This is a genomic window from uncultured Helicobacter sp., assembly GCF_937906905.1.
Taxonomy (GTDB): domain Bacteria; phylum Campylobacterota; class Campylobacteria; order Campylobacterales; family Helicobacteraceae; genus Helicobacter_B.
The window spans coordinates 62,990-81,697 of sequence record NZ_CALERY010000022.1 but is presented as its reverse complement, the minus strand read 5'-3'; the positions used below and the strand labels follow the sequence as shown (position 1 = coordinate 81,697).

The window sequence follows — 18,708 nt, the reverse complement described above, 5'->3', positions numbered from 1 at the left end:
CTTACACCTCTACTGCCTTTTGCACCAGGAGTTTGGCGATTTCGGTGCGGGAGTTGAAGTTTATCACATCGATTGCCTCAAGGCTTTCTTGCATAGCTTTAGAATCTACTTTGGCGATGATTGGGATAAGCGGGTCAAAATCCAACACACCATCGCAGATATCTTTAATCATCTCTTCGTTGTCAATCGCAAGGATCATGCACTTCGCCTCGCTGGGCTTTAGGAGCTTTAGAAATTCTGCTTGCTTGATATTGCCATACACGACGCGGGCTTTGAGCTTGAGCCCTAGCTCGACACGCTCTCCATCAGAATCCACTGCCACATAGGGTTTGCGAGCCTTTTTAAGCAGATCTACCACTTCTGCGCCAAACTCCCCATACCCCACGACGATGATATGCCCGCTTTGGATATCGGCAGGGATTTTAGAGAGGCGGTCTTTGTCAAGGTTTTTATGCATTTTTTGCTTTAGGATAAATGCGCAAATGGGGTCAAGGTATTTTAGGATAAATGGCGTAACAATCATGGAGAAAGTAACCATAAGCACGAGGAATTGATAAATATCTCCATCGCCAAAGCTAATCACCCCAGCAGAATCTAGTGCGCCAAACAGCCCGCGAGTCGGCTGCTCTTGGAAGATGCTTTCGCGGTTTGCCATGAGAAAAATCGCGAAAGAAAACTCCCCGATTTGGCAGAGTGAGAGAGCGGTTTTGAGCGCACTCTGGTGGCTGCGAAACCACCGCAAAATCCAATATACTACGGCAGTTTTAAACACCATCACAAGCGCTAGGGCGAGAGCGAGCGTGAAAAACTCTTGAAACAAAAACCCCACATCAATCTGCATGCCCACGGTTACAAAAAAGAGACCCAAGAAAATGTCTTTAAAATGCGCGAGATCAGTTTGGACTTGGTAGCGGAACTTTGTCTTGGAGATACTCATACCAGCAATAAACGCTCCAAGCGACATGGAGAATCCAAACACATGCGCTAGAAGCGCTGCGCCAAGCACGATGAAAAGCACGCTCACCATGAAAAGCTCGTTTGCCTTCGCTCTGGCTGCGCGTGTGAGCATACGCACTGCTAGCCACCTGCCTGGCACGAGCAGCAACGCTAGGACAAGCACACCAGAGACAAAAGTTTTCAAAAGCATGTCGCCAAGCGAGGCTTGCGAATCTGTAATAATTGCCAAAATCAGCAAAATAGGGATTACAGCAATGTCTTGCATGATGAGAATCCCCACAGCGTTTTTGCCAAATGAAGTATCAAGCTGCCTATTTGTCTCATAGTGGCTTAGGACGATTGTCGTAGAGGAGAGCGAGAATCCCATGCTCACTACCAGTGCAAACACCACTGGGAAGCCTAGTATAAAGTAATTGACAAGGAAAAATGCTAGTGTCGTAATACTCACCTGCAAAATCCCAAATATCAGCACTTCTTGGCGCATAGCCTTGAGTCGATCGAAGCTAAACTCAAGCCCAATCATAAACATCAAAAACACGATTCCAAACTCTGCGACATCGGTGAGAATCTCATTCCCACGGATATCAAACCAATATACAATCAGCACGCCCGTGAGAATATAGCCAATGATAGCTGGGATATCAAAATAGCGTAGTGCGAGATTTAGGATAATGGAAATCCCAAGACCCGCTGTGATGATAAGAAATATAAAATCCATAGGGCAAACCAAATAATGAAGCTAAATATAATCACGAGGTGCAACGATAGCGCGATTTTGCTTAGATTCTACTTTTCACATGGCTAGATTCTGGCAGAATCCGCCCTAGAATCTAGCCTCGCAAAGCCTGTCCTCAAAAGTGCCAAAACAAGAAAAAAAGACGCAAAAAATGCAAGATATGTTTAGATTCTCGCGATCCAGAGTTTGACATTCTCCTGCTCATAGCCTAGTAGTGTGCTATCCCCATGCCCTGGGAAAATTTCAGTAGAATCTCCGCGCCCACCAAGCTCTAACGCGCTAAATCGCACAAGGGATTCTCGCATATCCGCCGCGCTAGAGTAGGGGAAGTCATATCGCCCAATACTGCGCTTAAAGATGAAGTCCCCGCTATATATGCTATCGCCGATGACTATCACGCTGCAGCCCGGCGTATGCCCGGGGAAGTGTAGGTAGCTAATCTCCACCCCAGCCAGAGTAAAATCACTTCTGCCCTTCTCACAGCTCACAAGCACATCATTTGCGCCAAATTGATAGGGGGTAAGCCCCGTGTCAAAGCAATCGCTCTCTAGCATAAAGCTATCTGCCCTAGGGCAATACAGCGGAATATCTGGGCGAGCGGCTTTGATTTTCGCTACATCAAAGATATGGTCAAAATGCCCGTGTGTGAGCAAAATCGCCAAAGGATTAGAAGTGGATTCTAGCACCCACTGCGCGCTATCAAAGCCCGGATCGATGATAAACTCCCCTTGCGGAGTTTGCACGATATAGCAGTTTGTCTCATACGCCCCAAATGCCCTGCACACATGCGGGAATCTCTCTAGTGCTTTGTTTTGTATGCTCATAGCCTACCTCTTACAGACTGCTACACATTTTTACGCTTTATCGCCTATGCTCTCACAGCAAGCTTACCAATAGCTTCAGGCGCGAAGTCATCGACAAAGGTGCGCATCGCCTTAGAATACATATCCACCAAGCGATTGGTCTCGATAAGCGCAGTCATCTCTTGGACTGCATTGATATTGCTTTTTTCTACAAATCCTTGTGCAAGCGAGCCGTCATTAACGAGAATCAGCCGATCTTCTATGCGCTCATCTGGGTATTTGTAGAGATTGTTGCCGACTTTTTGTAGGTATTTTGGATTATCAAAGCTTACAATCGCCAGCGCACCGCCATCTGCTGGAGCATTGAGCTCCTCGTTAGCGTTTGAACGGAAGTAGAGATTGCCATTTTTGTCTGCTTCGATTTGCATGCCAGCACCCACGATGATCCCGCCCTCGCCATCAATCCCTGCGCGCGAGAGCACGCGGAAGCCTTGCTTGGTGCTTAGGAAGCCTTCGTTGTCGATTGTGAAGCTTCCATCGCGTGTATATCGCACGCCATCAGGGGTTTGTATAGCGAAGTAGGCATTGGGCTTTTGTAGGGCGAAGTCAAGCGGGCTATCTGTCTGGGCAAGCGCACCCGTGGTGAAGTCTGTGTATTCTTCACTGATGATTGGGACGCGGTTTAGATTGCGGTTTTGGTATTGGGCAGCGGCGCGGGTGTGGTCTTTTATCGGTAGGGTGTCTTGTGTCTGCTTATAGAGTCGTAAAAAATCCCCGATGACTACATCATCACGCTTGAAGCCATTGGTGTTGAGATTGGCAAGGTTGTTTGAGATGACATCGAGACGATTAAACTGCGTGATCATGCCACCTGTGGCGGCGTAGTAGCCATTTATCATAGTCCGTCCTTGTATTGCGAGCTTTGCAGCCTTTAGCTAGGGTAAGCAAGCGGCATTCCAATATGCTAGAATCTGGTTGTGAGGGTGGCTAGATTCTGGCGATCTTTTTCATAAACTTGCGATATACAAAGCCTATGGGGTTTTTTATGAAGCTAGCGATATTATCGATTCGCTTATAAATGTTTTGCAAATCTGCGCCTAGCGCGCGCGAGTAGGATTCTAGAGCTTGATGTGTGAAGCTCTGCTCTATGGCGATAAGCTCTTTGGCAAAAGGCTCTGTGCGCATGGCTAAATCCCACCACACATCTCTATCATACGCAAAAACAGGCAAATGCATAGAATCTAGCGAGAGATATGGGCTCTCCCATGGCTTAGGGTTGCAAACATAGTGGATAATTTTGCGGTTTATGAAGCTTGCCTGGTAGGGGTTTGGAGGGTTACGAAATATCTTGTGTGCTTCATATTGAGCATAAAAATAAAATTGAAAATTCCACGCTAGATCTAGCAGCTCGACTTGATCCCCGATTACTGCATTAAGCGCGTCTTGGTCAAAGTAGAGCGCGTGGTAGCTTTGTAGAAATCGCACTGCTTTTTGCTCTATGGCTTCTGTGCGCCACGCATTGAGATTGATAAGCAGCATACCAGAGTTGAAATACACTCGATTGTGCGAGAATCTAAAGGGCTTGCCGCCTGTTTTGGATTCTAGTGGGGCTTGGTAGGCTACGGCATCGCGCACGACGCCAAGCACTTTCTCTCCAATCTCCATAGCAAAAATTTCGCGCACATCATCAAGGGCGAGCATGTCTGTATCCAGGTAGAGACATTTCTCCACACTTTCATCTACAAAATTCGCCACAAACAACCTGCTATAAATCACACGATTGATATTTGGCTCTGGCTGGATTTGAGTTAGAAGCTGTGCGCAGTCATGAGTTCTAAGCTCGCAGGGATAAGATTGATTGAGTATGTGGATAAGTGAATGCAATGATTCTAGCTCTCCTTGGCTGCTCTCATCAAACGCCCCAGAATCTAGCAGCACATGGAAGATATAGGGTGCTTGAGATTCTTTTATGGCTGGGGTGCTTGGTCGGGTATGGGCGATGATACTATGTAGCAGCACGGCGAGATATTTGATATAGGGGGTGGAAGTGTTGAAAAATACATGATACATGTGCTTCCTTTGGGGATTATGGGGATTGGCGATAAGTGGCTTAGAGCTAGCCTAGCGCGCCACTTATACATTTGGCGCAAATCGCACTTTTGCTAAATTCGCCATTTTTGTGGATTTCGCGCAGCTCTCTCATCTGCTTGCCAAGCCAGAATCTCCCCAAATCCACGCTTCCATGGCGCTGGTAATGTGTGATGATATTGCCTAGAGGCATTTTCTCTCCCCAGAATGTGCAGCAAGGGAGCACTTCGCCCTCTGCTGTGATGACAAGCTGTTTGTAGGGGAATGAGCAGCCAAAGCTCGCCTTTTTTTCAGTGGTCTTGGAGCGGATAGATTCTTGACTTTTGGTTGGTAGCACCATTTCTTGCACGCCAATCATATCTGCTTTGTCTCGCCAGAATCCAATAAAGCTTTCAAGCTCATGCTCGTTGCGCTCGGTGCGCACGAAATTCACCCGCACCAGCGGTGTGATACTCCCTCGCTGTTTCCTTGTCGCAAGCAGTGCTAGGACATTTTGTATAACTCGATTGTAATCGCCTCCGGGACGGATAATGTCATATACTTCTTTAGAATGTGCGTCTATGGAGATTTGAATCCTATCAAGTCCAGAATCCATGAGTGATTGAATGCGGTTTGGGTTTAGCAAAAGCCCATTGCTAGAGAAATACACATCTAGCACTCCAGCGCGCTTGGCATAAGCGATAAACTGCTCTAGATCTTTGCGCAAAAGTGGCTCATTGAGATAGTTTAGCTTGATGGCTCGTAGTCCGCGCGGCACGCCATCATCGATGATTTTACAAAAGAGCTCATAGGGAAAATTGATGTGAGTTTTTTGAGCATTGCTTTCTGTGGAGAGTGGGCACATCGGGCAGGCGAGATTACAGGTGGCGTTTAGCTCAAAATCTATCTGTGTGGGGTAGGGTGTGATGATGCTTAGATTCTGGGCTTTGGCATAGGTATCGCGGTAGGCACGCCATTTTGTCTGGTCGTTTATGGATTCTAGGAGGTTGATTTTCTCAGCCCCTAGAATCCCTGTGAGTTCGCTTGGATTGCGTTGAAGCTGCATAGGTATCCTTTCATATCAAATTAGAAATTGTGTGTGGGCTGATTGCTGACTATGGATTCTTGGGTTTTTGCCACAGCGCCCATGGTGCTTGCCCGCTTGCCCACATTTGCGTGAGCTTTTGTTTGTCATGGAGTGTATCCATGCACTGCCAAAATCCTCTATGTTTATAGGCATATAAATTTCCAGATTCTGCGAGATTGTGCAAAGGCTCTTGCTCAAAGACGCATGCAGGATCTGGGGCGAGATAGTCAAAAATCTGCCGATCACAGACGAAAAAGCCACCATTCACCCAGCCACTCTCGCTTATGTGGTTATTGGCATGCTTTAGCATATCGCCTTTTGGCTTTTCGTTAAAGCGCACTATCTTGCCAGAATCTTGACTAGTGCTTGCCTGTGCAAACTCTAGTGCGCCAAATCGCCCCTCGGGCAAAATTGAGGTCATGGTTACTGCGCCTTTGTGGGTATTGTGGTAGGCGATGAGTTTGGTAATATTGACATCACTCACACCATCGCCATAGGTGAGACAAAAGCTCTCATCACCGATGTAGTCTTTTGCTTGATAGATTCTGCTGCCTGTCATATTTTCCTGCCCGGTGTAGAGCATGGTAACTTTCCATGGCTCACATTTGTTGTTGTGGATTTGGAGGGAGTTTGTTGCTAAATCCACTGAGATATTGCTATATCGCATATAGTAGTTGATGAAATACTCTTTGATCACATGGGATTTGTAGCCTGTGAGAATAACAAAATCACGCAGTCCATAGAATCCATATAGCTTCATGATGTGCCACAATATGGGGTAGCCACCTATCTCGACCATGGGTTTTGGTTTGCGATCTGTTTCTTCAGCAAGCCTTGTCCCCAGCCCACCCGCTAGAATCAGCACTTTCATATTGCGAGCGCTCCTTGTGTAGAATCGTGGGATTCTAGCAGCATGTAACTTAGTTTATCTTGATATATAAGTAATTATTACTAGTAAATTTATAAAAATAGGTAAATATTACTTTGTTTATTTTTATGCTAACTCCATATATGCTTATGCCAAAAACCACAAGGCTCTCCACAATGTCAAGTCATGCGCAAACACCCAAGCAAACTAGCCCCAAGCGTCTTTCGCAACGCGATATGGCTGGGATTTTGAGGATTGATACCAAAACGCTCTATAACTGGAAAAAGCACAAGCCAGATCTCTATCGTATCGTCATGCTGGGATTTAAGTTTGATGAATTGCTAGAATGTAGCAAGCGCCACTATGCAGAGCTACTCGAGCTAGAATCTAGACCGCTCTAGCTTATTTGGATTGCTTGGATTTGTGGATATTGTGCGTGCGGGGCTATTGGACTGCGTGCGGGTGGATAGCGGGTTTGGTGTTGCAAGCAGTGTGTAATATAAGCAGTGCAAAGCCTATAGACTTCCAAGCTTTGCGAGCATTTGGCTAAATGATTCTTTGAAAGCTTTTATCCCATTGTCAAAAAGTGTTTGCTGGATAGATTCTAGGCTTGATTTGCCCATATCGATTTGGCTAATTTGCTTTAGGATTTCCTTTTTCTCAAGCCAAGGTATAGCGCGCTCTTGTGGCGCAGAGAGAAACGCCTCAATCGTCGCAAGTGGCGCGGTATTGACGCTGTGTGGAGCGATGAGATTGGTGATGTAGTAGTCGGGATTTAGCCCCTTAAGCTTCGCGCCCGTGGAGGCAAAGAGTGGGCGGATTCTAGGGTTGCCCACCTCTTCAATCGCCTTGTAGCAAAGCATTGCATTAAGCACACCGAGCTTTGGGAGATTATCCGCAGGAGTAGGGATAGCAGAGTCAAAGCGCGAGACAAATATGCTAATGACTGCGCGTGCATTTGTTTTGGCGTTTTTATCCAAAATCTTGGCACATTGTGCGGCTTGCTTTTCTGTAAAAATCAAAGTCGCATTGACATTGATCCCCTCTCTAAATAGCGCGCCCATGACCTCATAGCCCGCCTCTGTGGCAGGGACTTTGATCATCACATTTTCATAGCCTATGCTCTCATAGAGTCGTTTGCCTTCATCGATACTTTTTTGTGTGTCTTCACTTAGCATCGGATCAATCTCGATACTGATATAGCCATAGTCTTTATCAGCTGCATAAAGCCTAGAGAGCGCATTTGCAGCGAGTTTGATATCCTCGATAGCAAGTGCTTCATAGATTGCTTTTGGAGAGAGATTGGGCTGGGTGCGTAAGTTTTTTAGCTGCTCTTGGTAGGCATTAGAATGCAAAATCGCATTGGCAAAAATACTAGGATTGCTCGTCGCGCCCATGAAATGCGCTTCGTTAATGTGCTGCAAAAACTCCTGCTCCAAAAATCCGCGCTCGATAAAATCACACCATAGGCTAAAGTCTTTTACACTGGGTTTCATGATTGTCCTCACTAGTCAAAATGCCCGAAAATTTTAGCAAATTAAGCCCTTTTATAAGACAAATTTTTTATAATCGCGACTTTATCTGCGCAGAATCTTTGGGATTTTGCAAACAAATCATGTAAATAATATGGATTAAAGAGAGTAAATAATGATAAACATATCTAAATCAATGCACCGCGTGCTGTGGGTGGTAGCAGCTGGCGCGAGCATGCTGCATGGTGTGGATTCTAGTATAGAATCTAATAGAGCAAATCTGGCTATTGCCTCTGCAAGCCCACTTGCACCGCTAGATTCTACGCCGCACACCCTCTTGCCAAACACCGCAACGCCACTCCTAGTAAATCAAAGCCGCACAGATATGGGGAATCTCACGCATAATTCGCGCATCTCATATCGCTATAATACACGCTTTGATAGAGATCATGCGCTCCAGATTCTAGGTGCCGGTGGTGAGGCGAGTTTCTCGGGTGCGCCAGGTACTAGCTCTTTTTATGGTGGCGGTGTGGTGAAATACGATGGTCTTATCGATCGCTATCCGCTTGGCGCATTTTTGGGCTATGCGTATCAGGGCGCGCTGGGGCAAAGCGGAATCCTAGGTGCTAACACTTCTGCGCAAAATCCCGCGCTACAATCATCAGCCAAGCTTATAAGTGCGCAGTCGCTGACGCTTGGCATGTATAGCGATGTGTTTTTTGAGGCACAGCATGTTGCTGGCTTTATCGCCCAGAGCTTCCAAGCTGCTCATGGCTCTGGTGCAAACACCCCAGAATCTAGCAGCTGGCTTTTCAGTAGTGCGACAAATGTTGCGCTCTCGTATGGCTATGTTTTTGCCTTTGGCTCAAGTTTCTTGGAGCCATATTCGCGCTTCAATCTCCAAGCCCTCTATCCTATGCACGATCTTACAAATGAGCAAAAAACTTTCATGAGCACTTATGTGTTGCGCAGCAGTCTTGAGGTTGGCGTGCAGTATCGGCAATTCATGGGGAGGAGGGTGTTTTTCTCGATTGTCCCGGCGTTTCGCCAGGATATTGGTGTGATAGGATTTGATAGCTTGGCACGCCTGCTTGCGCTTGATACGAGGGGGCAGGCGATTTTCGCGCTGCCAGATAGTAGGTATCACAGCTATGCTACGCTCTCTATGGGATTAACCTACCGCGCGAGCAAAGCCTGCACATTTAGTCTGGGTGCGCAGGGAATCTACACGCATAGTTTTTACTCATATGGTGCGCAGGCTAGTGCAATGGTGTTATTTTAATAAGTTTTAGGAGTAGTGCATGGAAGAGTTTGATTACTATGAGATTCTAGAGATTGAGCGCACAAGTGATAAGGAAATCATCAAAAAAGCTTACCGCAAGCTAGCGTTGAAATACCACCCAGATAGAAACCCAGATGACAAAAGTGCGGAAGAGAGATTTAAGCAAATAAACGAGGCGTATGAAATCCTAAGCGATGATGAGAAGCGACAAATCTATGACCGCTATGGCAAAGATGGGCTAGAGCGGCAGGGCAAGGGCTTTAGCGGAGATTTTTCTGGCTTTGGCTCGATTTTTGAAGATTTGTTTGGGCAGGCATTTGGCTTTGGCGGTGGTAGGAAGGGAGCTAGATCGCAGGAGAAATATGAGCTTGATTTTTTAATGCGGCTTGACCTTAGCTTCAAAGAGGCGGTGTTTGGCTGTAAAAAATCTGTCTCTATTATCTATAAAACACCTTGTAAAGAGTGCGATGGTAGCGGAAGCGCAGATAAAAGCTCGGCGACCTGCCCAGATTGCCGCGGCAAGGGGCAGGTCTTTGTCCAGCAGGGGTTTATGGCATTTGGGCAGACTTGCCCGCGCTGCCACGGATCTGGCAGTATCATCACTAAGCCTTGTCAAGCTTGCAAGGGCGATGGCTTTACCACTGCAAGCGAAGAGGTGGAAATCTCTGTCCCAGCGGGCGTGGATAATGAAATGCGCCTACGCATAAGCGGCAAGGGCAATCAGGGTAAAAGTGGATCTAGGGGGGATTTGTATCTTGTGCTATATGTGCAAGATGATGCGCACTTTATCCGCAATGGGAATGATATTTACATAGAAGTGCCTGTGTTTTTCACGCAGATTTTACTTGGGGCGAAAATCCATATCCCCTCCCTTAGTGGCGAGCCAATCGAGCTAAATCTCCCACCAAATACAAAAGATAAAGAGCAGTTTGTCTTCAATGGAGAGGGTGTGGCTGATGTCAATACAAAGGCTAAAGGACGCTTAATCGCGCAAGTGTCTATCACATATCCAAAAACACTAAGCAGCGAGCAAAAGGAGCTACTCCAAAGGCTAGATGAGAGCTTTGGCGTGCATAGCAAGCCGTATGAAAACATATTCCAAGAAGCCTTTGAAAAGATCAAGGGCTGGTTTAGTGAAAAAAAGCCAGAGAAAAAGAAGAAGTAGTAGTCCTATGATCCCACTATGGTTACGCCTATTTACTAGGCGATATGTTGTTGGCTTGCCGACTTTTACACAAGTAGCAAATGTATGGTTTTTGTATTGCGTATTTGCGCATATTTTTATAGTCATTTTATGGCTTATAAAAACGGGGGGGGGGGGGTAACGCCATTATTCGCAATATGGTTGCTTAAGTTTGTTGCCACAAGTTTTGCTCTATTATTTTTGTGTTTTTACATAACAGAATGCTTGGCAAGATTATTCAAGCCTGCAAGAATTATAGAAATCATCATTGTGGGGTGCTGTTGTATTGCTGGATGTGTTGATATCTTTTTATTATGCAATTTTCATTCGTGGTTAAATAGCACATTTTTTACTACTTTTCTTTCTACAAATCTCCTAGAAGTGCGTGAGTTTCTTTCTGTCTATAGTGATATTTTACCCGTAGTATTATGGCTAGGTGGCTTTATGGTTATAAGCGTGGTGTTTGTATATGTAGCAATGCGTAATAGGTCTGTTACATCTGCAACTAGCACATTGCAGTCTAGCGTTGCGTTAGGCATTGTCATTATATGCAGCACGATTCTTGGCATTAAGCTTTCCAAAGTCCCTAGCGCACTTCATTATGTAGCGGATAAAAATATGCTTATGCGCTACATCGATGTTATCTCACAAGCTACCGCACAACATAACGCATATATCAATGAATACAAGCAGTTATCATACTCCATAGAGCATAATGCTTCTAATACGATCATAGAAAAAAGCACTGCCACAATACCAAATATCATATTTATCATAGGAGAATCCACTCAGCGCAACTATATGTCGCTTTATGGGTATAAGCTTGATACGACCCCCAATCTACAAGCCCTAGCTGCCCGTGGGAATTTAGTCGTTTTTTATGATGTCATATCTCCACATTCTCACACAAACGAATCTCTACAAAAAGTGCTTACTCTTAGTAATTATGAAAATGCTAGCACGCCATGGTATATGCAAGCAAATCTACTCGACTTATTGAATGCAGCAGGTTATGAAACATATTGGCTTAGTAATCAAGAAGCCGTATCAGTCTATGGCAACGCGCCAGAATCTATATCTAGGCGTGCGAAATATACGCGATTTAGCGCGTGGAATGATAGTTCTACTTCAGGGAGACTCTATGATGAAGTCTTGCTTCGTATGCTTGATGAAGTCAAGCAAAAGCCAGCAGATAATAATTTTTATGTTATTCACCTAATGGGGACACACCTTAACTATAAAGATCGCTATCCGTTATCTTTTGCGAAATTTAATACAGACTCATTGACACAAAATAACCTTGATACATATCTTAACCAGCCGCTTCACTTAAGCCCTGCTCAGCTTCAAACAAAGGTGCATTATCTTAATGCTGTGGCTTACAATGATTATATTGTTAATGCAATTATTGAGCGATTTGCACACACGGATGCTTTGGTGTTTTATCTAAGTGATCACGGCGATGAAGTGTTTGATTTTCGGGATTTTATGGGACACGCAGAGTCTATGAATTCGAGATTTATGGTAGAAATACCTTTTATGATTTATATGAGTGATACATTTAAGCGCAAGCACAAACAGCTTGCGGAGCAAATTACGCAAGCAAGGCATTTGCCATTTATGACAGATGATTTTATACACACTCTGCTTAATCTACTTTTCATTGAAGCCAAAGTCATAGAAGAAGAGCGCGCACTTTTCCACCCAAACTACAATATTAAACGAACCAGAATCTCTGGGGGCAGGGATTATGATAGGGATCTCAAAACACTCAAATAAATGCGATCCACCAGCTTGGTGGTGGTGTAGTTATGGTGTAGTGGATAGAGTCGTAGCAAAAGTGCAGGCTAAAAGCGTGGAGGCATAGGGTTTGTGCCAAAAGCTTATTGTCAGTCGCTTTAGCCTGTGCGCTAGAATCTACTATATTAGATTCTGCTAGGAAATGCTCTTTTAGCGCATTTAGATAGGAGTCAGCTGCACAATCGCCTGCCCCATAGAGCAAGTCGCCACAGATTGGAAGCCCGATATGGGCGCAATGCAGGCGGATTTGATGTGTCCTGCCTGTAAGGGGTGTGGCGTGGATATAGGTGCAATTATGCGCAGTGTCGATGTGTATTGGTGTAAGAAGCGTGCGAGAGTCTTTGCCTAAATCGCTAATGCAAGAGCGGATAGAGAGATGACCTCTGGCGTGCTTATGGGGCGTGTAAATTGGCGCGTCAATAAGAAGCTCATCGCGCAATATGCCTGTAACTTTTGCTAGATAGAGCTTTTGCACTTTGTGGGTGGCTACAAGATGCTTTAGGGCTTTTTCACTCTGCCTAGTCTTTGCCACAAGGATCGCCCCACTTGTTTCATAATCTAAGCGATGAATAGGCTGGGCTTGCGTGCCGCAAAAATAGCGGATAGAATCTATTAGGCTTTTATGTGTGAAAGTGCCTTTGGGGTGGGTGAGTAATTTTGCTGGTTTATCAAAAAGTGCGAAATCGTTTGTAGAAAATATTGGAGAGAGCAGCTCACTTTGCGGATAATATGTATCCACAAAGCGTGTGAGCCACACTTCACCGCTTATGAGCTGGGACTTGTGGATAGGGGTGCTATCCGGGAGGCGCAACCTGGCTTTATCGATTGTCTTTTGCGCAAGCTTTGGGGAGAATCCCAAAGCTTTGATGAGAAATTGTGTGGATTTTACGGGGACTTGTATGTAGTGTCTCTCGCGGATAAATGGCATAGCAGTTTAAGCGCGATGGCTGCCACTATGCCATGGCGTTTTTCGCGTATTTTTCACCTAGCTCAAATGCTTTTTTATTGAGCTCCACGACTTTTGCTGGGACTTTTGCAATCATTGTTTCATAGACTAAATCCCTATCGACACATTGCGTGAAAGCAACGGTTACACCAAGCGCGACAACTGATTGCGTAACGACATTGCCAACTTCTTCTTTGGCAATTGTGATGATTGGAATTTCATAGATTCTAAACATCTTTTTATCCTCTGCACTCGGGGTTACAAGATTTGGCTCAACAACGATGATTCCACCACCTTTCACGCCATTTTTGAACTGCTCGTAGCTCACTTGCGCAGTAGAGAGCATAAAATCAATATGCCCCTCATTGGCATAAGGATAGAGAATCTCTTGCGAGTCTAGCAGGATATCGACTTTTGTAGGACCGCCACGCACCTGAGAGGTGTAGGTCGAAGCTTGCACGCCATAGCCACCTGCGCGGATTCTAGATTCTGCGAGAATCTCGCCCGCGAGCAAAACACCCTGACCACCTACACCAGTGAAACGAAGTTGTGCTTCCATATTAGTGCCCTCCTTTTTGCATTTTAGCTTTCTCGATGACACCATCATATGCACGACAATATTCGATTCTGCTTGTGTCATGTTTGAGAATTCCAGTGGGGAATTTACCAACTTTTTCTTCTTCATTCAATTCGTCATATTTGCGTTTGCTAATGGTGCGAGACTCTATCCACTTGAGCGTCTGCACCGCTTCGCCCATTTTATTTTTGCGTCCAAGGTTGATGTGGCAGTTGCTATGGATATCAAAGAAACTAAAGCCCTCATGTTTAAAGCCTTCATAGAGCACTTTTTCAATCTTTTTGGGATCGAGCACAGATTCTCTGGCGACAAATGTCGCTCCTGCTGCATCGACAAGCTTGCAGGGATCAAAGCTATTTTCGATATTGCCAAACTGCGCAGTAACTGTCCACATGCCTTGTGGCGTGGTGGGTGAGGTTTGGGAGTTTGTAAGCCCGTAGATAAAGTTATTGACTAGCACATAGTTTAAATCGATATTGCGCCTACAAGCATGGATCGTGTGATTCCCGCCGATTGCCAGCGCGTCGCCATCACCACTTACGACAATTACATGCTTTTTAGGATTGGCAAGCTTAATGCCTGTTGCATACGCCAATGCGCGTCCATGTGTGGTATGCACAGTATTGCAATTGACATAGGAGCTCATGCGCCCACTGCAACCAATCCCACTTACCAAGCATACATCATTCATATTCCAACCAAGTGCATCGATTGTGCGGATAATCGATTTTAGGATAACGCCATCGCCACAGCCCCAGCACCAAAGCGTAGGCATTTTATCTACGCGTAAATATTCATCATAATTAAAAGCCATGTTACATCCCCTTGATCTTTTCTATAATTTGCGCAGGCGATATGCTGCGCCCATTTGCTTGTCCCATGAACTCGACTTTGCGCAGAAGCACGCGCTCGATTTCCTCGAGATATTGACCTTTATTGAGCTCTATTACGAGAATTTTTTTGTATTTCTCACCAAGCTGTTTTAAGCGAGTTTTTGGACTTGGCCAGAGAGTGATTGGGCGGAATAGTCCTACCTTTTTACCAAGCTTTTTAAGCTCAATCATGGCTTCTTTTACCGCTAGAGCCGTGGAGCCATAGGCGATGATAGCGATCTCTGCGTCCTCTAGGTCAAGTTCCTCATTTTGGCAGATGGTGGATTCTCTAGAATCTATCTTATTAAAGAGCCTGTCGATGAGCGCTTGCCCCATTTGCGCATCTTCTGTAGGGAAGCCTAGTGGTCCGTGGTGAAGCCCTGTGATATGGTAGCGATAGCCCGTGAAAAACGGATTCAAAACCGCGCCCTCATTGGATTCTACTTGATAAGGCTGATAGCTTTTGTGGTCGCCTTTGAAAACACGGCGATTGACTATGGATTTTTGTATATCTGCGAGCTCTGGAATATGTGTTTTGCCATACATATGCCCGATAGTTTCGTCCATTAGTAAAAACACTGGTGTCATGAGCTCTTCTGCGAGGTTAAAAGCACGAATGGTCTGTGTGTAGGACTCTTCTAGATTCCCAGGAGCGATTGCTACGGCTTTGAAATCCCCATGTGTTGGGTGCTTCAAAAACCCTACATCGCCCTGTGCTACGCGCGTAGGCATACCAGTAGAAGGACCAGAGCGCATGACATCAGCGATGACAAGCGGAATCTCAGCCATAAATCCCAGCCCGATTTGCTCTACCTTTAGCGAAATCCCCGGACCAGAACTACCTGTCATAGACTTCACCCCACTCATTGACGCACCAAGTGCGGCACAAATCCCACTTATCTCATCTTCCATTTGGATAAAATGCCCATCGTGCTTTGGTAGGAGCACGCTCATTTCGTGCATAATATCAGACGATGGAGTAATGGGATAACCACCATAAAACCTACAACCTACATCTATGGCTGCTTTTGCCACAAGCTCATTGCCGCCAGAAATTACCTCTCGCATGTTACTTCCTTTGTGTATTGGTATCTAAAGCCATGTAATGATTACTGCGCACTTGCTGTGCCCTCTCTTGCGCTTCGGGTGTGATTTTGGCGAATTTAAATTCTTTTCTATCGGCGACATAAATCGCAAAATCCGGGCAGTGAAGCTCGCACTCTTGGCAGCCTATGCAGCTCTCGGGGTGGGCTACTTCTATCACTTTGCCCAAAACCTTATGCGGATCTAGGCGCATACCAAGCACGCCAGCAGGGCATAGCGATACGCAAATATCACAAGCCTTGCAACGCGCCTCATTGACCCACACAGGAGTTTGACTTGGGGCGACCATATTTGACATATTTTCTCCTTTAGGAAGCTTTGTAGGATTGATACCAAAATACCACTAGAATCCAGTCTTACTAGCTCTAGCTAGAATCTTGCAACGCGTGCAAGTTTGATATAAAAAAACTTAAATCTCCCTTTATTTTTTTCATTAAGTAAAGAAATTTTTTACTTATCTGGCATTGATACTAAGCTGTCTATGGTTGCAATTTGTGCTGTAGATTTTGTTATGATTATGGGATTTAGATTCTAGGTTGGGAGCTGATGATATGGCTAGGGATAAGGCGCGATTGCGTATTGGTGTGATATTTATCCAAAATGCGCTAGGCGAGTGCGTGATAGGTTTTGAGAGCTTTTATGCGATTAAGGCTATTTATGACTGCGAGCTCATTGTGTTTGCCAAGCCGACCATGCAAAATCTCTTGCGTCATTGTGAGTTTGTCGATGAAGTGCGTGAATGCACCAAAGAAGATATAGATGCTGTGCGTTGCGACTATGTGATTCTCTCAAATGCCAAAACTATCTTTATCAATTTCGCTCTCTCCACCAATGCTAGAAAAATCATCTGTGCTACGAAATTTAGAAGCCTATTTTCTCTGCGCTGTCGCACAGTGCCTATTTATATGGGGAAGCGATATTATCACTATGATGAGCGCCAGATTCTGCTTGCCTATGCAAGGGCGATCGACCCTAAGCGCTATGATGAGCGCATTGGCAATATCGATCTTACAAATGCGAAAATCGCTTGTGGAAGCGAGCGTGAAGAAAAGGCTCAAAAGTTTCTTGCCGCAGAGCTAGCCAAACGAGTGAAGCTTGATTCTAGCAGAGATGTCAGCAAAGATTCTGGCAAAAATCCTGCGCGCTATCTTGTGATGATAAATCCATTTAACAACGCCTGCCCGTATTCGCTAAGCTTGCATGGGTTTTTGCGGCTTATTGATAAAGTGGCAAGCAGGTGTGATTGTATCCCTTTGGTAATCACATTTGAGAAAGTGCATGCGCGCTTTGTCGAGGCATTGGCACAATACTGCTCTAAGCGGTATTGTGGGGGATCACAAACCATAGCCAAAATAGCCACAAGCCAAGCAGAGCAAACAAGCACCCATAATATTGCCCCCCCCCCCTATAAGCTTTTTGAATTCTACCGCGCTAGATTCTAGCCCAGAACCTACTCCCATAGATTCTACTCCACTACAAAAGCTTATCGTCTATCAAAATACCGACGAGCTCCTTATGCTTGGTGCATTGATCTCGCAATCAAGTGTGGTAATAAGTCCTAGCACTGGCGCGCTGCATTTTGCACTTAATGAGCGTATCCCCACCATTGCCATCTATCCGCGCTATGACACACGCCGCTGGGCGACACACAATAAGCGCTATGTTTTTGTGGAAACGCGCATGGATTCTATCACGCTAGCAGAGGAGGAGCGAATCATAGAAGAGTGCATGAATACACTAGCTGATATGATAAATCAAGGGGAGCTTGCTAGAATCCAAGCTTTTTGAGTAGGGTGTTGTTTTGGCGTGCTTTGGCAATCCATATTAGGTTTATGGTGTTGTTTTATTGGGTTTATCGCGTGCTTTATGCCTGTGATTTTCCTAATGCCTACAACTTCACGACAGCAAAACTAAAGCGATGAGTATCCTTGCCTATTTGCACTTCTAGGTGTAGTGTGCCGCTCTCTTTAATGCCTGCACGCTTGATGGCAATAAAGCCGCCGCGTGCTTCTTTGGTGCTTAGGGTGGATTCTCGCAGATAGTTCATTAGCAGCACTTTGAGTGCGCCGCGTTTTTCTTGTGTGTATGCTACAGAGCTAGCGTTTTCGATGACAAACGGACTTGCCATAGGCATGTAGAATGCAAAAACCGGATCCATCATGTAATAGAATGGCGAGATATTGTAGTAAGTGGTTTGTGAGTTGGTGCTTGGTGTAGGGGTGGGGATATTGAAATCTTGCAACACATCGATAAAGTCATAATCGCTTTTGCGTAGTTTTTCATAGCCTAGCACTTGCAAGGGTAGGTCATCAAAGCTTGCGCGCACATTTGCTGGTGTGAGTACAAGCTGCTTGGAATCGCCCTGCAAATTGCCATTGCCTACAAGCTGTGCGCTAATATAGAGCACAATCGTATCGTGTGTGATGTGTTTTTGGGCATGCTCGACTTGGACTTTGGAGTGCGGGAGAGTGGAGTGCAGGATCTGCACACCTTTTTTATAGCGCACCTCATCTTGCAAAGTATCAGCGGGAGATTTGCTCGCCTGGATAGAAAAGCTCGCACATCCGCTAGAATAAATACCTGCCAAGCAGAGTAGTATCGCGCCCATCATTGCGCGCAACGATTTTAAACTATTATTTCTCATGATATTCCTTTGCTTTGATTTCTTAAATTGGCACCCCATGGATTCCGCATGAAATTCCGTGTAACGATATAGCCAAAAAGTAAATAGATTCCGCGATTGATTCAAGCTATACCTAAGCCAAATCCTGCTAGAATCCACAACTTAATTTCACGCTTTTAAAGGTATCTGTCATGAAACGAACATATCAACCACACAATACTCCACGCAAAAGAACACATGGATTTCGTGAGCGAATGAAGACAAAAAATGGTCGCCGAGTTATTAACGCCAGACGCGCTAAAGGACGAAAACGACTCGCGGTATAGTGCGT

At 45.3% G+C, this 18,708-nt stretch carries 20 protein-coding genes; 7 read left to right on the top strand and 13 right to left on the bottom strand.

The window, feature by feature from the left end; translation table 11 throughout:
• Nucleotide 1: 1 nt before the first annotated feature.
• From Q0171_RS05590 to rfbF, 6 genes are all read right to left on the bottom strand, one after another.
• Nucleotides 2-1,675 carry a cation:proton antiporter gene (locus Q0171_RS05590; RefSeq protein WP_299327612.1) on the bottom strand — a complete coding sequence of 558 codons (1,674 nt, stop codon included), beginning with the start codon at nucleotides 1,673-1,675 and terminating at the stop codon, nucleotides 2-4.
• A gap of 182 nt (nucleotides 1,676-1,857) precedes the next feature.
• Complete coding sequence (locus tag Q0171_RS05585) at nucleotides 1,858-2,517, bottom strand: MBL fold metallo-hydrolase (protein ID WP_299327610.1); 660 nt, start codon at nucleotides 2,515-2,517, stop codon at nucleotides 1,858-1,860.
• A 44-nt stretch (nucleotides 2,518-2,561) separates the two neighbouring features.
• Nucleotides 2,562-3,395 carry a flagellar hook-basal body protein gene (locus tag Q0171_RS05580; RefSeq protein ID WP_299327608.1) on the bottom strand — a complete coding sequence of 278 codons (834 nt, stop codon included), beginning with the start codon at nucleotides 3,393-3,395 and terminating at the stop codon, nucleotides 2,562-2,564.
• Nucleotides 3,396-3,483: 88 nt separating this feature from the next.
• Nucleotides 3,484-4,566: a glycosyltransferase family 8 protein gene (locus Q0171_RS05575; RefSeq protein ID WP_299327606.1), complete on the bottom strand. Its 1,083-nt coding sequence runs from the start codon at nucleotides 4,564-4,566 to the stop codon at nucleotides 3,484-3,486.
• A gap of 46 nt (nucleotides 4,567-4,612) precedes the next feature.
• Entirely contained in the window at nucleotides 4,613-5,629 is a 1,017-nt protein-coding gene (locus Q0171_RS05570; RefSeq protein ID WP_299327604.1) for a radical SAM protein, read from the bottom strand.
• A 49-nt stretch (nucleotides 5,630-5,678) separates the two neighbouring features.
• The gene (gene rfbF / locus Q0171_RS05565) at nucleotides 5,679-6,521 is read right to left on the bottom strand and encodes a glucose-1-phosphate cytidylyltransferase (protein ID WP_299327602.1); all 843 of its coding nucleotides are present in this window, start codon (nucleotides 6,519-6,521) and stop codon (nucleotides 5,679-5,681) included.
• A gap of 173 nt (nucleotides 6,522-6,694) precedes the next feature.
• On the opposite strand from rfbF, the gene Q0171_RS05560 reads away from it, so the two are divergent.
• Nucleotides 6,695-6,919, top strand: coding sequence for a transcriptional regulator (locus tag Q0171_RS05560; RefSeq protein ID WP_299327600.1), 225 nt, complete (start codon nucleotides 6,695-6,697; stop codon nucleotides 6,917-6,919).
• Nucleotides 6,920-7,033: 114 nt separating this feature from the next.
• Here Q0171_RS05560 and Q0171_RS05555 read toward each other — a convergent pair whose 3' ends face one another.
• Nucleotides 7,034-8,014, bottom strand: a complete 981-nt coding sequence (locus tag Q0171_RS05555; RefSeq protein ID WP_299327598.1) for a transaldolase — start codon at nucleotides 8,012-8,014, stop codon at nucleotides 7,034-7,036.
• A gap of 151 nt (nucleotides 8,015-8,165) precedes the next feature.
• Between Q0171_RS05555 and Q0171_RS05550 the strand changes: the two genes are divergently transcribed.
• The 3 genes from Q0171_RS05550 (at nucleotide 8,166) to Q0171_RS05540 (ending at nucleotide 12,234) form a co-directional block, all read left to right on the top strand.
• Nucleotides 8,166-9,272: a hypothetical protein gene (locus tag Q0171_RS05550; RefSeq protein ID WP_299327596.1), complete on the top strand. Its 1,107-nt coding sequence runs from the start codon at nucleotides 8,166-8,168 to the stop codon at nucleotides 9,270-9,272.
• Between the two features lie 19 nt (nucleotides 9,273-9,291).
• Nucleotides 9,292-10,437: a molecular chaperone DnaJ gene (gene dnaJ, locus Q0171_RS05545; RefSeq protein WP_299327594.1), complete on the top strand. Its 1,146-nt coding sequence runs from the start codon at nucleotides 9,292-9,294 to the stop codon at nucleotides 10,435-10,437.
• Between the two features lie 462 nt (nucleotides 10,438-10,899).
• Nucleotides 10,900-12,234, top strand: a complete 1,335-nt coding sequence (locus tag Q0171_RS05540) for a phosphoethanolamine transferase (protein ID WP_299327592.1) — start codon at nucleotides 10,900-10,902, stop codon at nucleotides 12,232-12,234.
• Here the strand turns inward: Q0171_RS05540 and Q0171_RS05535 are convergent.
• From Q0171_RS05535 to Q0171_RS05515, 5 genes are read right to left on the bottom strand one after another with little or no spacing between them, the layout of a single operon-like run.
• Nucleotides 12,227-13,183, bottom strand: a complete 957-nt coding sequence (locus Q0171_RS05535; protein WP_299327590.1) for an RluA family pseudouridine synthase — start codon at nucleotides 13,181-13,183, stop codon at nucleotides 12,227-12,229. The genes Q0171_RS05540 and Q0171_RS05535 overlap by 8 nt on opposite strands.
• Nucleotides 13,184-13,208: 25 nt before the next feature.
• Nucleotides 13,209-13,760: a 2-oxoacid:acceptor oxidoreductase family protein gene (locus Q0171_RS05530; RefSeq protein ID WP_299327588.1), complete on the bottom strand. Its 552-nt coding sequence runs from the start codon at nucleotides 13,758-13,760 to the stop codon at nucleotides 13,209-13,211.
• 1 nt (nucleotide 13,761) lies between these two features.
• Entirely contained in the window at nucleotides 13,762-14,592 is an 831-nt protein-coding gene (locus tag Q0171_RS05525) for a 2-oxoglutarate ferredoxin oxidoreductase subunit beta (protein ID WP_299327586.1), read from the bottom strand.
• A 1-nt stretch (nucleotide 14,593) separates the two neighbouring features.
• Nucleotides 14,594-15,718 carry a 2-oxoglutarate synthase subunit alpha gene (locus tag Q0171_RS05520; RefSeq protein WP_299327584.1) on the bottom strand — a complete coding sequence of 375 codons (1,125 nt, stop codon included), beginning with the start codon at nucleotides 15,716-15,718 and terminating at the stop codon, nucleotides 14,594-14,596.
• 1 nt (nucleotide 15,719) lies between these two features.
• Nucleotides 15,720-16,052 carry a 4Fe-4S dicluster domain-containing protein gene (locus tag Q0171_RS05515; RefSeq protein WP_299327582.1) on the bottom strand — a complete coding sequence of 111 codons (333 nt, stop codon included), beginning with the start codon at nucleotides 16,050-16,052 and terminating at the stop codon, nucleotides 15,720-15,722.
• 253 nt (nucleotides 16,053-16,305) lie between these two features.
• Between Q0171_RS05515 and Q0171_RS05510 the strand changes: the two genes are divergently transcribed.
• Together Q0171_RS05510 and Q0171_RS05505 are read left to right on the top strand one after the other, a co-directional pair.
• Nucleotides 16,306-17,196, top strand: coding sequence for a hypothetical protein (locus tag Q0171_RS05510; RefSeq protein ID WP_299327580.1), 891 nt, complete (start codon nucleotides 16,306-16,308; stop codon nucleotides 17,194-17,196).
• The gene (locus Q0171_RS05505; RefSeq protein ID WP_299327578.1) at nucleotides 17,171-17,542 is read left to right on the top strand and encodes a hypothetical protein; all 372 of its coding nucleotides are present in this window, start codon (nucleotides 17,171-17,173) and stop codon (nucleotides 17,540-17,542) included. Before Q0171_RS05510 ends, Q0171_RS05505 begins: the two co-directional genes overlap by 26 nt.
• Before the next feature lie 100 nt (nucleotides 17,543-17,642).
• On the opposite strand, the gene Q0171_RS05500 is transcribed toward Q0171_RS05505, so the two are convergent.
• The gene (locus Q0171_RS05500; RefSeq protein WP_299327576.1) at nucleotides 17,643-18,398 is read right to left on the bottom strand and encodes a hypothetical protein; all 756 of its coding nucleotides are present in this window, start codon (nucleotides 18,396-18,398) and stop codon (nucleotides 17,643-17,645) included.
• A 170-nt stretch (nucleotides 18,399-18,568) separates the two neighbouring features.
• Between Q0171_RS05500 and rpmH the strand changes: the two genes are divergently transcribed.
• Nucleotides 18,569-18,703, top strand: a complete 135-nt coding sequence (rpmH, locus tag Q0171_RS05495) for a 50S ribosomal protein L34 (RefSeq protein WP_034560283.1) — start codon at nucleotides 18,569-18,571, stop codon at nucleotides 18,701-18,703.
• The last annotated feature ends 5 nt before the right edge of the window (nucleotides 18,704-18,708 follow it).